At 71.7% G+C, this 13,621-nt stretch carries 11 protein-coding genes; 3 read left to right on the top strand and 8 right to left on the bottom strand.

The window, feature by feature from the left end:
• Nucleotides 1-23 precede the first annotated feature (23 nt).
• Nucleotides 24-1,184 carry a hypothetical protein gene (locus OG272_RS31640; protein WP_328506210.1) on the top strand — a complete coding sequence of 387 codons (1,161 nt, stop codon included), beginning with the start codon at nt 24-26 and terminating at the stop codon, nt 1,182-1,184.
• Between the two features lie 83 nt (nt 1,185-1,267).
• Here the strand turns inward: OG272_RS31640 and OG272_RS31645 are convergent, their stop codons facing one another.
• From OG272_RS31645 to OG272_RS31670, 6 genes are all read right to left on the bottom strand, one after another.
• Nucleotides 1,268-1,852 (bottom strand): hypothetical protein, encoded by a 585-nt coding sequence (locus OG272_RS31645; protein ID WP_405896098.1) that lies wholly within the window; start codon nt 1,850-1,852, stop codon nt 1,268-1,270.
• 28 nt (nt 1,853-1,880) lie between these two features.
• On the bottom strand, nt 1,881-3,479 hold the full coding sequence (locus tag OG272_RS31650) for a substrate-binding and vWA domain-containing protein (protein WP_405895332.1): 1,599 nt from the start codon (nt 3,477-3,479) through the stop codon (nt 1,881-1,883).
• 8 nt (nt 3,480-3,487) lie between these two features.
• Complete coding sequence (locus OG272_RS31655; RefSeq protein WP_405895333.1) at nt 3,488-4,747, bottom strand: toxic anion resistance protein; 1,260 nt, start codon at nt 4,745-4,747, stop codon at nt 3,488-3,490.
• Between the two features lie 21 nt (nt 4,748-4,768).
• A complete protein-coding gene (locus tag OG272_RS31660; RefSeq protein ID WP_405895334.1) occupies nt 4,769-5,842 on the bottom strand; it encodes a hypothetical protein in 1,074 nt (357 codons plus the stop codon).
• Between the two features lie 325 nt (nt 5,843-6,167).
• Complete coding sequence (locus OG272_RS31665) at nt 6,168-6,569, bottom strand: hypothetical protein (RefSeq protein ID WP_326578085.1); 402 nt, start codon at nt 6,567-6,569, stop codon at nt 6,168-6,170.
• Nucleotides 6,570-6,669: 100 nt separating this feature from the next.
• Complete coding sequence (locus tag OG272_RS31670) at nt 6,670-7,881, bottom strand: pyridoxal phosphate-dependent aminotransferase (protein WP_220646775.1); 1,212 nt, start codon at nt 7,879-7,881, stop codon at nt 6,670-6,672.
• A gap of 225 nt (nt 7,882-8,106) precedes the next feature.
• On the opposite strand from OG272_RS31670, the gene OG272_RS31675 reads away from it, so the two are divergent.
• A complete protein-coding gene (locus OG272_RS31675) occupies nt 8,107-8,961 on the top strand; it encodes a hypothetical protein (protein ID WP_328223941.1) in 855 nt (284 codons plus the stop codon).
• A gap of 626 nt (nt 8,962-9,587) precedes the next feature.
• Nucleotides 9,588-10,496, top strand: coding sequence for a serine protease (locus OG272_RS31680; protein ID WP_326578081.1), 909 nt, complete (start codon nt 9,588-9,590; stop codon nt 10,494-10,496).
• A 21-nt stretch (nt 10,497-10,517) separates the two neighbouring features.
• On the opposite strand, the gene OG272_RS31685 is transcribed toward OG272_RS31680, so the two are convergent.
• Together OG272_RS31685 and OG272_RS31690 are read right to left on the bottom strand one after the other, a co-directional pair.
• Nucleotides 10,518-12,137, bottom strand: a complete 1,620-nt coding sequence (locus OG272_RS31685) for a D-aminoacylase (protein WP_327728008.1) — start codon at nt 12,135-12,137, stop codon at nt 10,518-10,520.
• A 66-nt stretch (nt 12,138-12,203) separates the two neighbouring features.
• Nucleotides 12,204-13,484: an amino acid deaminase gene (locus OG272_RS31690; RefSeq protein WP_328223943.1), complete on the bottom strand. Its 1,281-nt coding sequence runs from the start codon at nt 13,482-13,484 to the stop codon at nt 12,204-12,206.
• Between the last annotated feature and the right edge of the window lie 137 nt (nt 13,485-13,621).

Raw genomic sequence — 13,621 nt, forward strand, 5'->3', positions numbered from 1 at the left:
CCATCACACTCGGAGGTACGGCCATGAGCGGCCGCACGGTCTTTCTCGACGGTAGGCGGGTCACTCTGGCCGAGTTGCCGTTGAAGGGGGGTGGGCAGGCGGCGGTGTTCCCGGTGGAGGGGGACACCGGGATCGTCGTCAAGATCTACCGGGACACACCCGGGCCGGACCAGGAGCGGCGGCTGGCCCGGATGCTGACCATGTCCCCGCTGGCCGCCCGCCCGACGGACGCCAGCCAGCCGCCCGAGCTGGCCTGGCCCACCGCGATCGCCCGGGGCACGAACGGCGAGTTCCTCGGCTACGCGATGCGCCGCTTCGGCGAACCGCAACACGTCCAGCTGGTCGGCCTGTTCACCCGCGTCCAGCGCCTCAAGCTCTTCCCGGACCGGGCCGACTGGCGGTTCCTGCTCGGCGTCGCCTGGAACCTCGCCTTCATGACGGCCCGTATGCACTACGACAACCTCGTCATCGGCGACTTCTCCAGCAGCAACGTCGTCGTCGACGCCAACGGCTTCGTCACCTTCCTCGACTGCGACTCCATCGCCTTCACCGACCCGGTCACCGGCGAACTCTTCCCGTGCCTGATGCACACCACCGACTACTCGTCCCCCGAGCGTCAGGAGGGCGGCCCCGCGACCCGGCAGAGCGACGACTTCGCCCTCGCCGTCCTCGTCTACCAGCTGCTCACCGCCGGCAACCATCCCTTCGGCGGGGTCCCGCACCAGAGCGCCTCCGAGTCGACCGTCAAGGACAACATCGCCGCGAGCTGCAGTTATGTCGTACGCCCGGAGCACGTCACCATCCCGCGCGGCACGATCGACCCGTCCGTCCTGCCGACCGAACTCCTCACCCTCGCCAGGGCGGCCTTCGGCCCCGGCGTCCAGGATCCCGCCGCCCGGCCGCCGGCCGAGGCCTGGCTCCGCGCCCTCGACAAGGAACGCGGCCTGGTGCGCGCCTGCACGGTACGGCCCCTGCACACCTACGGCTCCCACCTGCCGACCTGCCCCTGGTGCACCCGCGCGGCGGTCACCGGCCACGACGTGTTCAACGGCCCCCGCCCCACGTCGGTCCCGGTCCCGCCGCCCCCGACCGACCAGCCCCCGTCCCCGTACGCGGCGTTGAAGGTGCTGGCCGTGGTGCTCGGCGTGGTGCTGCTGATCGTGATCCTGACGAACGTCGGCTGACCCGACGCGCCTCGGCCGGCCCGACGCACCTCGGCCGGCCCGATCTCCTCGGCTGACCGACGCGCCTCGGCTGACGCCGCCGGTCAGCCCGACCGGTCCTCCAGGTACCGCGTGTGCGATTCCTGGCGGCGGGCCTCGGCGTCCCGCAGGGCGCCCGCCAGGCGTCCCAACTCCTCCTGCAACAGGCCGAGTTGGCGTTCGAGATGGCGTTCCGGGGGATCCGTGCCCGGGGTGAGGCGGGCCCACCATCGGGTGCGTACGAAGGTGTCGACGGCCTCGGGGACGTCCTGCCGCACGGCCCGGGAGAGGGCGTGGACGCCCTCGGGGTCGTGGGCGAGGATCTCGGCGACCCAGCCAGGGTCGAGGAGGGCCGTGAGGAGTTCGGTCAGCTCGGTGAGGCGGCCGGCCGCGGCGGGCGGCAGCTCGATGCCGTCGAGGTAGGCGCGGAGGGTGCCGAAGTCGGCGCGCACCTCGTCGAGCTGGGCGGACGGGTCCGGGAAGTCCGGCACCGGCGGGCGCTCCGGCGGGGCGATCAGGGCGCCGACGCCGTACAGCCCGGCGACCACGACCGGCCAGTACGGTCCCGCGATCCCCGCGAAGGTCAGCCCGAGCCCGGCGACCCCGAGGGCGCTGCCGGTGAGGTTCTTGCGGGACTCCAGGTAGGCCAGGACGCCGCTGGTCTTCTGGGTGGTGGTCCTACTGGTAGCCACGGATCTCCTCGAAGGCGCCGTCCAGCGAGCCCTGTTGGGCGTCGAAGAGACGGCCGCCGGTCAGGTCGGCGATGTGTTCCAGTTCGCCCCGGTCGGAGTCGCCGAAGAGGATCGGGAAGACGGGGATCCGCTGTTGACCGGCGGGCAGCCGACCGTAGAACTCGTCGAAGTCGGCGGGGCTCGCGCCCTCGGTGTTCTCGCCGTCCGTCATCAGCACGATGGAGGTGAAGGTGTCCCGGTCGGCGGCCCCGAGATGCTCGTACGCCCTGCGCAGCGAGGTGTAGATGGCGGTGTCGCCGTCGGCGGTCAGCTTCCGGGTGTCGGCGCGGATGCCGTCGAGCCCGGCCTTCGGGTCCTCGGGCCGTACGACATGCGTGCGCACGCTCTTCACGTCCGACCCGAACGGCATCAGCGTGACCTCCTCCCGGTCCCGGAAGTCGCCGGTCAGCTCGGTGAGCGCGGTCTTCAGCCGGCCGAGGCGGTCGCCCTCCATCGAGCCCGAGGTGTCCAGGACGTACACGGTCCGGGAGGGGCGGCGCAGCTCGTTCTCGTACGCGTCGAGGAGGCCGTCGGCGACGGACCGGGTGCCGGGGAAGGGGAGTTCACGGCGGCGCGTGGTGTCGAGGCCGGCCGCGGGCGGCACGGAGGCGACGACCGGGCGGCGCAGGGTCTTCTCGGTGATCAGCCGCTGGATGTCCGGGGTGCGCAGGGCGTCGGTGAGCCGGCGTACGTCGTCCCGGACCTCCTTGCTCGTGGAGGTGAGCGAGGAGAGCGGATAGTCGGCGGTGACGACCCCGTCGCGCGGCCGGATCACCGTCAGGCCCTTCTTCCCCTTCAGCACCGACTCGTAGTTGAGCAGCGCGTCGACGTCCCCGCGCCGGTCGTACGCCTGGGCCAGCCAGCCCGACGACCCCGACGTCAGCTTCTGGCCCGCGAAGAACTCCTTCAGCCGGGGCGTCGCCCGCGCGACATCCGCGTCCGTGAGCGCGGACTGGGCGTCGGAGAGCCCTGACGCCACCGAGACGAGCGTGGAGAACCCGGAGTTGGAGCGGGACGGGTCGGTCATGCCGTACGTCAGCTGCCCGCCCGTGACCGCCTCCTCGATGTCCGACCAGGTGACGTTCTCCGGCTTCCACCCCAGCTTCCGTACGGTCTCGTCCCGCACACCGATCGCGACCGGGCTGGACATCACCGGCGTCTCCGACACGATCGCCTCGGCCGCGTCCGGGCGGAGCCGCAGGTAGTCGTTGGAGGAGAGCCAGACGGCGTCGTACGCCCCCTTCGCCCGCCACCGGGTGATCAGCTCGACCGCGTCCAGGGTGCCCATGTAGGTGGGCCGGACCTTGATCCCGGTGTCCTTCTCGACCCGCTCCAGCACCGGCTGCATGTCGGCGAGTTCACTGGAGGCGAGGACGCGGAGGGTGCCGGGGACGTACGTGGTCGCCTCGGCCGGGTCGGGCAGCCCCGTCCCGTCCGCGGCGGTGCAGGCGGTGGCCAGGAGGGCGGCGGCGGTCACCGCGGCGACGGCCGTCGTCGTACGTACTCCCAGCCGTACTCTCAGCCGTACTCTCAGCCGTGTTCTCATCCGTGTTCTCATCCGAGGCCGCCTTCCAGGGCTCCCTGGCTCCTGCTCCGCTCCAAGTACTGGGTCGCGTGCTGGAGTTCCGAGGTCAGGGACTCGACGGTCGCGGCCATGGTCTCCGTGGCCTGCACCTTGTACGTGTCGATGGCGTCGAGGGTGCGGTAGATCTGCTGGAAGGCCGAGCGGAGCGTCTCCGCGCCGACGGCCGGGTCGGCGGCGATGCGCTGGATCTCGCCGCTCTGGGTGGCGAGCATCTCGGCGTTGCCCCGGATGAGGTCCTCGGTGGTGCCGCGCAGCGCGTTGACCTGGTCGACGACCTTGCGCTGGTTGTCGAGGGCGGAGGCGAGCATCACGGAGATGCGCAGCGCCGAGACCGTGGTCGTGGCGGCCCGGTCGACGCCCTTGATCAGCTCCTCGTTGTTGCGCCGCACGACGTCCATGGCCAGATAGCCCTGGGCACAGACGGCCAGCTGGGTGAGCAGGTCCTGGTGCTTCTGCCGGACGGGGAAGAGCACGTCGGCGCGGAGGGTGTCGCCCTGCTGCGGGTCGACCCCGTCGAAGTGCGTCTGGATGTGCGCCTCGACGGCCGTGTCCAGGGCCTCCGTCAGGACGACGTACTCCTGGAGCTTGCCCATGGTCTCCCACAGCCGGACGCGTTCGGTCTGCAACGCGGCGTTGTCGCGCCGCAGTTCGTCCTGCCCGCCGCGCAACGAACCCACGATTCGGTTCAGGGTCCCCTGCGCGGAGGCGTACTTGGCGACGTGGTCGCGCAGCTTGTTGCCACCCGGCAGCCGGGAGAGGAACTTGCGTCCCCTGCTCGCCGGCAGATCGCGCGGGTCCAGGTCCTCGACCACCCGCCGGAGTTCGACGAGCGAGCCGGCGACCTGCGACTGCGCGTCCCCGCCCTTGTCGGGCAGGCTGCGGACCGTCCGCTCCAGCATCCGGTTGGACTGCGCGGCGGCGGTACGCATCTCGCCCGCGCCGAGCGAGGTGATCTCCCCGACCCGGCCGGCGAACTCCGGGGAGCGGGCGTCCAGGACGGCGAGCCCGCGCACGTACTCCTCGGCCTTGCGGGCCATGTCCGTCCGCACGGACTCCTCGACCGGCACGAGCCCGCCGGCCTTCTCCCGGGGCACGGCCGCGACCGGCTCGGGAGGGGTGAGGGTGAAGCCGGCCTCGTTGCTGTTGAGGTTGCTGGTGCTGGTGCTGGTGCTGGTGCTGGTGCTGGTGCTGTTGAGGTTGCTGTAGCTGTTGCTGTCTTCGATGGTCATGTCCGTTGATCCCCCGTCGTCCTACTGGCCCCTGGCCCGGCGCGCCATCTCGTGCAGTACCTCGGAGGTGGGCACGGGCGCCTGCCGGACGGTCAGCTTCCGCATCAGGTAGGTGGTGTGGTCGGCGGTCGCCGACGTGAACTCGGTGGCCGCGCCCTGCGGCCGGAACCCGTGCCGGGCGGCCAGCTCGCGCAACTTCGGGTCCGTGCCCAGGAGCTCGCCGAGCGCACGCCCCTCGTCCGTGACCGGTACGACGGTGTGGTCGCTGAAGACGGTGGTGTCCGGGTAGAGGACGACCAGGTCGTCGACGCTCTGGCCCTCCGCGAGCAGCGCGGCGACCTGCGACTCGTAGACGAGCACGAGCGGATTGCCGACCCCGCTGACGAAGTCACGGAACGCCGCGTCGGTGCTCGGCTGCTGGGCGCCCTGGACGCTGATCAGTTCGTGCATCAGGGGCGCGGTCCTGTCCAGGTCCCCCTTGCTCGCGACCACCCGTCCGCCGTTGGCGACGTTGGAGGCGGCGGCGAGGTAGAGCGCGCCCGAGTTGGACGTGGTCGGATCGGTGGTGGAGATGTAGAGGAGTCCCATCAACTCCCCGTACTTCCCTGCCCCCTTGAGGTCCTGCCACGTCCGGCCGTTCTCCGCGGCCTTCAGATAGGCGCCCATGGCGAGGACGCCCCGGCCCTCGTCGAGGGTGGCGAGCCCGTTCTGCCGCAGCACGTCGGCGGCGCCCCGGTGGGAGACCACGACGAGGGGCGAGTAGAAGGGGCGGGGCAGCGGCTCGCGTACGCCGTACTTCTCGGCCAGCTCGTCGGCGGGTGCCTTGCTGGACGGGAACGCGAAGTCGTACCCCTGCAGATCCAGGCCGTCCATGGCCCAGGATCCGGACGTCTCCGTCTTCACGGTGTAGCCCTTGGCGGCCAGGGCCTTCACCACGTCCGGGTCGGCGAAGAACTCCGCCTTCTCCGACCCGATCACTCCTCGCACGGTCTTCGTTGCCGTGCTCGTGTCCCCGGTTTCCCGGCCCGCCACGACGGCTGCCACCACGCCGCCGATCAGCAGTACCGCGAGGACGATTCCTGCGATGCGTCTCACAGGGGGAGAGTGCTCCCGGAACCCAACGTTCCTCGGCGGCGCGGGTGAACCTCCGGTGAACTGGTGGTCCCGGAACACAACGGGTGGGCTCCGCCGGGCCGGGTGGGGGTTCGGGGGGTTCGGATGTCGGGTGGGTGCGGGTCCGGTGGGGGCTGGTCGCGCAGTTCCCCGCGCCCCTGAAAGACCAGGCCCTGCGGGCCTGGAAGACGACGGGCGTGTGGGCTGAGAAGCATGGGGCGTAGCCCCGGCTTTTCAGGGGCGCGGGGAACGGCGTGAGCAACCACGCACCACCCGTAGACGCCCGATGGCACTCGCCCCCGAGCTATTAGGCGCTCAGCGGGACGCCGGCGTGCGCGTCCATCCGCTCGGCCGCCAGGATCGCGGACGCCGTGTCCGCGCGGGACGCCGCGACGACCAGGGCCCGCCCCGCGAGGGCGTGTGCGCGCCGGTGGAGCGCGGCGACATCCTCCTCGCCTCCGCCCGAAGCGGAGCGTACCGGCGGAAGGCCGCCCCGCAGCCGGGCGACCCGCGCGGCCAGCGCCTCCGCCGCCGCGTCGAGGTCGTCGGAGGGGGTCAGGGCGCGGAGCTCGTCGGTCGCCGCCAGCAGCGCCGCCAGATGACCCGCGAGCTGGATGTCCAGCTCTTCCTCGCGCGAACGGTGAGGGAAGTCGGAGGAGGTGGTGCCGGCCATCGTGTGGACCGACTTGGTGCGGATCGGCTCGTACATGGGATGGCCTCCAAGCTCTCGGACGACCACTCTACCTTGGATTCCGTCTAAAGTTGAGTGACGTCCGAAAGTCCTGGTTCGCCGTGATCGGCGCGCGCCGTCACGCCTGCCCGTAGCCGTCCAGGAAGTTCCCGATCCGGGTGATCGCGGACCGCAGGTCGCCCACCGTCGGCAGGGTGACCACCCGGAAGTGATCGGGCTCGGCCCAGTTGAACCCGGTGCCCTGGACGACCATGATCTTCTCCTGCCGGAGCAGGTCGAGGACCATCTGGCGGTCGTCCTTGATCTTGAAGACGTTCGGGTCGAGGCGCGGGAAGAGATACAGCGCCCCCTTCGGCTTCACGCACGAGACGCCCGGGATCTGTGTGAGCAGCTCGTACGCGACGTCCCGCTGCTCCTTGAGCCGGCCGCCCGGCAGGACCAGGTCGTTGATCGTCTGGCGTCCGCTGAGTGCGGCGACGACGCCGTGCTGCCCCGGCATGTTCGCGCACAGCCGCATGTTCGCGAGGATCGTCAGACCCTCGATGTAGGAGTCGGCGTGCGCGCGCGGCCCGGAGATGGCCATCCAGCCCACCCGGTAGCCGGCCACCCGGTACGCCTTCGACATGCCGTTGAAGGTGAGGGTCAGCAGGTCGGGGGCGATCGCGGCGGTCGGGGTGTGCGTGGCGCCGTCGTAGAGGATCTTGTCGTAGATCTCGTCCGAGCAGACGAGGAGGTTGTGGCGGCGCGCGATGTCCGTCAGGCCCCGCAGCATCGCCTCGTCGTACACCGCGCCCGTCGGGTTGTTCGGGTTGATGATGACGATCGCCTTGGTGCGGTCGGTGACCTTCCGCTCCACGTCCGCGAGGTCCGGCATCCAGTCGGACTGCTCGTCGCAGCGGTAGTGCACGGCCGTACCGCCGGACAGGGAGACCGCCGCCGTCCACAGCGGGTAGTCCGGGGACGGTACGAGGACCTCGTCGCCGTCGTCGAGCAGGCCCTGCATCGCCATGACGATCAGCTCGGAGGCGCCGTTGCCGATGAAGACGTGCTCGACGTCCGTCTCGATGCCGATCGTCTGGTTGTGCATGACGACCGCCCGGCGCGCGGCGAGCAGGCCCTTCGCGTCGCCGTACCCGTGGGACGACGACACGTTCCGGAGGATGTCCTCCAGAATCTCCGGCGGACACTCGAAGCCGAACGCGGCCGGATTCCCGGTGTTCAGCTTGAGGATCCGATGCCCCGCAGCCTCTAGCCGCATCGCCTCCTCGAGCACCGGGCCCCGGATCTCGTAACAGACGTTGGCGAGCTTGGTCGACTGGATCACCTGCATGTCCGTGAGCTTACGGCCCGGTAACGCGTTCCGGGTCGTGTTTTCCACCACGTGGACGGGCCGCTATACGCCGAAATGCCCCGCGGCTGTCCCCCCGGCCCTCCTCCTCTCTACAATCCGCCAGCAGGCCCGGCCGTCCCCACCGCCCGGTCCTCGACCGCGCGGCACGTGGTCATACGGCACACGACACGAAAGCAGCGGAACGACATGAATGGGGTGGGCGGCGTGGACAGGTCGCACGGACCGGACCGGAACGAGGCCGACCTCCGGAGACCGCCGAACGTGTACCACCCCCTCGACGACTCCCATGGCACCCCCGCCTACGAGGCGTTCACGGACCCCGCCGCCGCCCACGGCTGGCAGAACGCGTACGACGACACCGTTCAGCTGGACGAGATCGTGGTGGACGGCCCGGGTGCGGTCGGGGACGGCTCGGGCGGAAGAAACGGTTCTGCGGCGGGGCGGGTGCCGTACGGCGAGGCCGAGGCGTACGCGACGGATGCGCCGCCGTACGCCGAGGGTGCGCCGTACGCCGAGAGCGCGCCGTATGCCGAGGGTGCGCCGTACGGGGCAGGTGGCCCGGGCGCGAGGGGTGGGCAGGGCGACCCGGAGGCCCTGGACGCGGCCGGGCGTCGGGCGCGGCCGCTGGACGGTCGGCGGGTCACGCTCGGGCGGCGCCGGGCCCGGCGCCGCCGCGTGTTGATCGCGGGCGGTATCGGCGCCGCGGTGCTCGTGGGCGTCGCGGTGGCCGGACTGGCCGGGTCCGGCCCCTCGGGCCAGGAAGGTCCGGATGCCCCGGCGCCCCTCGGGTCCACCCCGGCCGCCGCTCCGTCCGGCGACGCGGAGACGGCCTCCCCGTCGGCCGGCGGATCCGCCGGTACGGGGGCCACGGCATCCCCCGACACCTCCACGCGGCCCTCCTCGGCCGCCACCACTCCCGAGCCCTCCGGCTCCACATCCCCCACCCCGACCTCGGCCACCTCGTCCGCCTCGCCCTCCGCCCCGGCGACGTCCTCACCCCGAGGCAACTCCAACGGCAACCAGGGCCGGGGCCAAGGAGCGACGAAGGGCCCCAGGTAGCCCAGGAGGCCCCAGGGGGTCGCTCGGCGGTGACCGGAGTGGGGGAAGCCCCTGGTCGTCGGGGGGGCGTCGGTGGCGGGGATGCGGTCCGGCGGGTCAGTGGTGACCGCGCGTGCCGGTGGACGGGGGGCGCGTGCCCCTGTCGGACGCGCTCGGCGTCCTGCCCGTGCGCCGCGGCACCGCGCCGGCCGCCGCCGGGCGGTGCGCACAGGTGAGGCATGCGGAGCCGCCCGTCGGGCCAGCCATATGAAGACATGTGGTGAGCGGGCGAGTTGACGCCTCGCTCGCCTCTGCCGCCGTCGCGCCATCCGCACCGCCTCCCGTCGCCTGCCTCCTGTCGCTCGTCTCCCGTCACCCGTCCCTCATCACCCGTGCCTCATCACCCGCCTCCCGCCTCCCGCCTCCCGCCTCCCGCCTCCCGTCTCCCGTCTCCCGTCTCCCGTCTCCCGTCTCCAGTCACCCCTCGACCCCGACCCACCCCTCGACCCCGACCCACCCCCTGGCCGAAGATCGCGCGGCCGGAACCAACTCCTTGCTCGTCCTGCACTTCACCTTCACAATGCGCATGACAAACTGCGGTGGCCGGAAGATCTTCTGTCACCCACGTAGCAAGAGGGGACCCCCACATGAGAAAGCCTCTCGTTGCCTCGCTGTTCGCCCTGGTGATCACCGGGGCGGGCGCGGCACCGGCGGTCGCGGCGCCGGAGCCCGCGGCGGCGCCCGTGAAGACGGCGGTCGGGACGCTCGTCGGGACGGCGAACAAGGCCGTGGCCGACGTCGCGGCCCCGGCCCCGGCGGTCCAGGCCGTCAACTTCGCCGGCACCGTCTCGCTCAGCAACTGTTCCGGCTCGGTCGTCCGGATGCCCGCCTCCGAGGACAACGACCCGGCGCTGGTGATGACCAACGGCCACTGTCTGGAGAGCGGCTTCCCGGCCGCCGGCCAGGTCATCGTCGACAAGGCCTCCACCCGCACCTTCGGTCTGCTCAACTCCGCCGGCACCCGCGTCGGCACGCTGCGCGCCAGCAAGATCGCGTACGGCACGATGACCGACACCGACATGGCGCTGTACCAGCTCACCACCACCTACGCGCAGATCAAGAGCTCGTACGGCATCGACGCCCTGGTCTACGACACCGCCCGCCCGGCCGCCGGCACCGCCATCAAGGTCGTCTCCGGGTACTGGAAGCGGATCTACAGCTGCAGTGTCGACGGGAACGCGTACCGCCTCAAGGAGGGCGACTGGACCTGGAAGGACTCGATCCGTTACACCTCCGCCTGCAACACCATCGGCGGCACCTCGGGTTCCCCGGTCCTCAATGACGCCACCGGCAAGGTCGTCGGCGTCAACAACACGGGCAACGAGAGCGGCGAGCGCTGCACCGTCAACAACCCCTGCGAGGTCGACGCGAACGGCACCGTGACCGTCCGCCAGGGCATCAACTACGCCCAGCAGACCTGGCACGTCCCCGCCTGCTTCGGCGTGGACAACAAGCTCGACCTCACCCGCAGCGGCTGCATCCTTCCCAAGCCGTAGCGAAAGCCGTAGCGAACACCCTCAGTGCCCCCGCCGGATCGCCCGGCCCGCCAGTACGTCCGTCCGGCGGCCGTCCTCGATGACGAAACGGCCGTCGATCAGGACGTACGGGATCCCGGTGGGCAGGGTGCGCGGTGCCTCGTACGTCGACCCGGCGGCCACGGTCGCCGGGTCGAAGAGGACGAGGTCGGCGCGGTACCCCTCGCGGACGAGTCCCCGGTCCGCGAGGCGGAGCCGCGCGGCGGGGCGTGAGGTGAGGTGGGCGACGCACTCCTCCAGGGAGAGCACACCCAACTCCCTCACGTACCGGCCGAGATAGTGGGGGAACGTCCCGTACGCGCGCGGGTGCGGCTTGTCGCCGCGCAGGATGCCGTCGGAGCCGCCGGTGTGGACGCGGTGGCGCATGATGGTCCGCACGTTCTCCTCGTGCCCGACGTGCTGGAGGATCGTCGAACCGAGCCGGTCCTCGACGAGCAGCCGGCGGGCGGTGACCCAGGGGTCCTCGCCGTGCTCCTCCGCCGACCGCGCGACCGTGCGGCCCACGTACGACGACAGTGCCGGGTCGGTGACGCCCGAGAGCTCGATGGTGTCCCACTCGACGGGCACGCCGTGGCAGCCGTCGGCGCCGACGACCTCCATGTGGTGCCGGACGCGCTCGGCCGTGTCGTCGTCCCTCAGCCGCGCGAGAATCGCCTCCGGACCGCCCTCGCTCGCCCAGCTCGGCAGCAGCGCCACGAGGGTCGTGCAGCCGGGGGTGTAGGGGTACGAGTCGAGCGTGATGTCCGCGCCGGCCGCGAGCGCGTCGTCGAGGAGGGTGAGGAGCTCGGGCGCCCGGCCCTTGTTCACGCCGAAGTTCATGGTGGCGTGGGCCAGATGGAGGGCGCAGCCGGCCTCGCGGGTCAGGGCGACCATCTCCTCGTACGCCTGGAGCGCGCCCGCCCCGTACGAGCGGTGGTGCGGGCAGTAGTAGCCGTCGTACGACGCCACCACCCGGCACAGCTCGGTGAGTTCGGCGTCCTCGGCGTACATGCCGGGGGTGTAGGTGAGGCCCGACGACATGCCGACCGCGCCCTCCCGCAGGCCCGCCGCCACCAACTCCCGCATACGGTCCAGCTCTTGAGGTGTCGCCTTCCGGTCCTCCCAGCCCACGGCGAGCATGCGGACCGTGCCCTGCGGGACGAGGTACGCGGCGTTCACGGCGATGCCCTCGCCGCCGAAGCCGTGGTCGAGGCGGTCCAGGTACTCGCCGACCGAGCGCCAGGTGAAGTCGATGTCGTCGCCGTGGCCGTTCCAGCCGGTGATCGCGCGGCGGACCTCGTCGAGGGTGCGGTCGTCGACCGGCGCGTACGACAGCCCGTCCTGGCCGACGACCTCCAGGGTCACCCCCTGCGCCGCCTTCGCGGTGTGCTCGGGGTCCCGCAGGAGCGCGAGGTCGCTGTGGGCGTGCATGTCGACGAAGCCGGGAGCCAGGACCAGGCCCTCGGCGTCCAGCTCCCGCGTGGCCCGGGGGCGCTGGCACCCCGCCGCGGCCGCTTCCTTGACGATCGACGTGATCCTGCCGTCCGCCACGACCACGTCGGCGCGGTAGGAGGGGGCGCCGGAACCGTCCACGACCTCGGCGTCACGGAAGACCAGGTCCATGTGTGCCACCTTTCGGGGACCGGAGGCGGGCGGGAGGGGTGGGCGCCGGGCGGAGGTTCGGTGGGCTCAGAAGAACGTGCGGACGTAGTCCACGACCGTCCCGTCCGCCTCCACCACCGGAATCAGCTTCCACTTGTCGAACGACGTGCACGGATGCGACAACCCGAGCCCCACCCAGTCGCCGACCTCCAGCGCGGCCCCGGCCTCCGTGCGCAGCCACGCGTGCTGGTCGGACAGGCCCGTCACCGTGAGCCCGGCGGCGTCGCGGACCGTGCCCGTGGCGGCGTCCCGTACGACCTCGGCGGCGGGCAGGTCGAGGTCGTACGCGGCGTCGCGCTTGCCCGCGTTGGCGAAGGCCTGGTCGGGGGAGGGGCGGGAGACGACCTGGGCCCAGAGCCGGAACGCGGGCTCCAGGGCGCCTTCCTCGGGGACACGGTTGAAGGGGGTGATCCGGCGGTAGTGGCCGGCGTCGTGCGAGACGTACGCGCCCGACCGCAGCAACTTCAGTACGGGCACGGACAGTTCGGGGAGCTCGGCGAACACCTCGGCCACCGTGTCGAACCAGGCGCTGCCGCCCGCGCTGACCACGACCTCGTCCAGCCCCGCGAACCGCCCCGCCTTGTCGAAGTCGACGGCCAGCGCGGTGAGCCGGCGCAGCCACGCACCCACCCGCTCGGGGTCGGCCCGCGGCACCTCGCCCTCGTACCCGGCGACCCCCACCAGCCGCAGCGTCCCGGTCGCGGCCACCGCGTCCGCGACCGCCGCGCACTCCACCTCCGTACGGACGCCGGTACGCGCGCCCTCGCCCGCGCCCAGCTCTACGACGACGTCCACCGGGCGGGCGGAGCCCCGCAGCGCCGCGTCCATCAGCTCGACACCGCGCACGGAGTCGACGTAACAGACGAACCGGAAGGACGGGTCGGCCGCGAGCTCGGCGGCGACCCAGCGCAGGGCGGCGGGGTCGACGAGCTGGTTGCCGAGGAAGATCCGCTCGATCCCGAACGCCCGCGCCACGCGCATCTGATGGGGCACGGCGAGGGTGATGCCCCACGCGCCGCGCTCGATCTGCCGCCAGAACAGCTGCGGTGCCATGGAGGTCTTGCCGTGCGGGGCGAAGGCGAGGCCGTGGCGGGCGGCGTAGGTCTCCATCAGCGCCAGGTTGTGCTCAAGGCGCTCGGCGGACAGGGCGAGCACGGGAGTGGTGAAGCCACCGGTGAACAGGTTCCGGCCCTGCGCGGCCAGTTCGGCCACCGAGAGGCCGTCGGCGTCCGGGGGGAGGCCCTTGAACCGGTGGTCGACGCGTTCGGCGGCCAGCCGGGCCAGCGCTTCGACACTCTCGACACTCATGGGTTCCTCCCTGACGACGTGCGTTGCAAATGATGCAACGTTCATTGCGTATGTCGCTCGCAGCTGTCTAACATCCCAGCCAGCGCCGGGTCAACGGTGCCGAGCCCGCCCCAGCGACGTGACGAGGAGCCTCCATC

The organism is Streptomyces sp. NBC_00104, assembly GCF_045160825.1.
In the GTDB taxonomy this organism is placed as follows: domain Bacteria; phylum Actinomycetota; class Actinomycetes; order Streptomycetales; family Streptomycetaceae; genus Streptomyces.

What these genes read in the sequence shown, in the direction of transcription:
- OG272_RS31655 (WP_405895333.1), bottom strand. Translation starts at nt 4,747, where the DNA reads ATGACCATCGAAGACAGCAACAGCTACAGCAACCTCAACAGCACCAGC.
- OG272_RS31690 (WP_328223943.1), bottom strand. Translation starts at nt 13,484, where the DNA reads ATGAGTGTCGAGAGTGTCGAAGCGCTGGCCCGGCTGGCCGCCGAACGC.
- OG272_RS31670 (WP_220646775.1), bottom strand. Translation starts at nt 7,881, where the DNA reads ATGCAGGTGATCCAGTCGACCAAGCTCGCCAACGTCTGTTACGAGATC.
- OG272_RS31680 (WP_326578081.1), top strand. Translation starts at nt 9,588, where the DNA reads ATGAGAAAGCCTCTCGTTGCCTCGCTGTTCGCCCTGGTGATCACCGGG.
- OG272_RS31685 (WP_327728008.1), bottom strand. Translation starts at nt 12,137, where the DNA reads ATGGACCTGGTCTTCCGTGACGCCGAGGTCGTGGACGGTTCCGGCGCC.
- OG272_RS31665 (WP_326578085.1), bottom strand. Translation starts at nt 6,569, where the DNA reads ATGTACGAGCCGATCCGCACCAAGTCGGTCCACACGATGGCCGGCACC.
- OG272_RS31640 (WP_328506210.1), top strand. Translation starts at nt 24, where the DNA reads ATGAGCGGCCGCACGGTCTTTCTCGACGGTAGGCGGGTCACTCTGGCC.
- OG272_RS31650 (WP_405895332.1), bottom strand. Translation starts at nt 3,479, where the DNA reads ATGAGAACACGGCTGAGAGTACGGCTGAGAGTACGGCTGGGAGTACGT.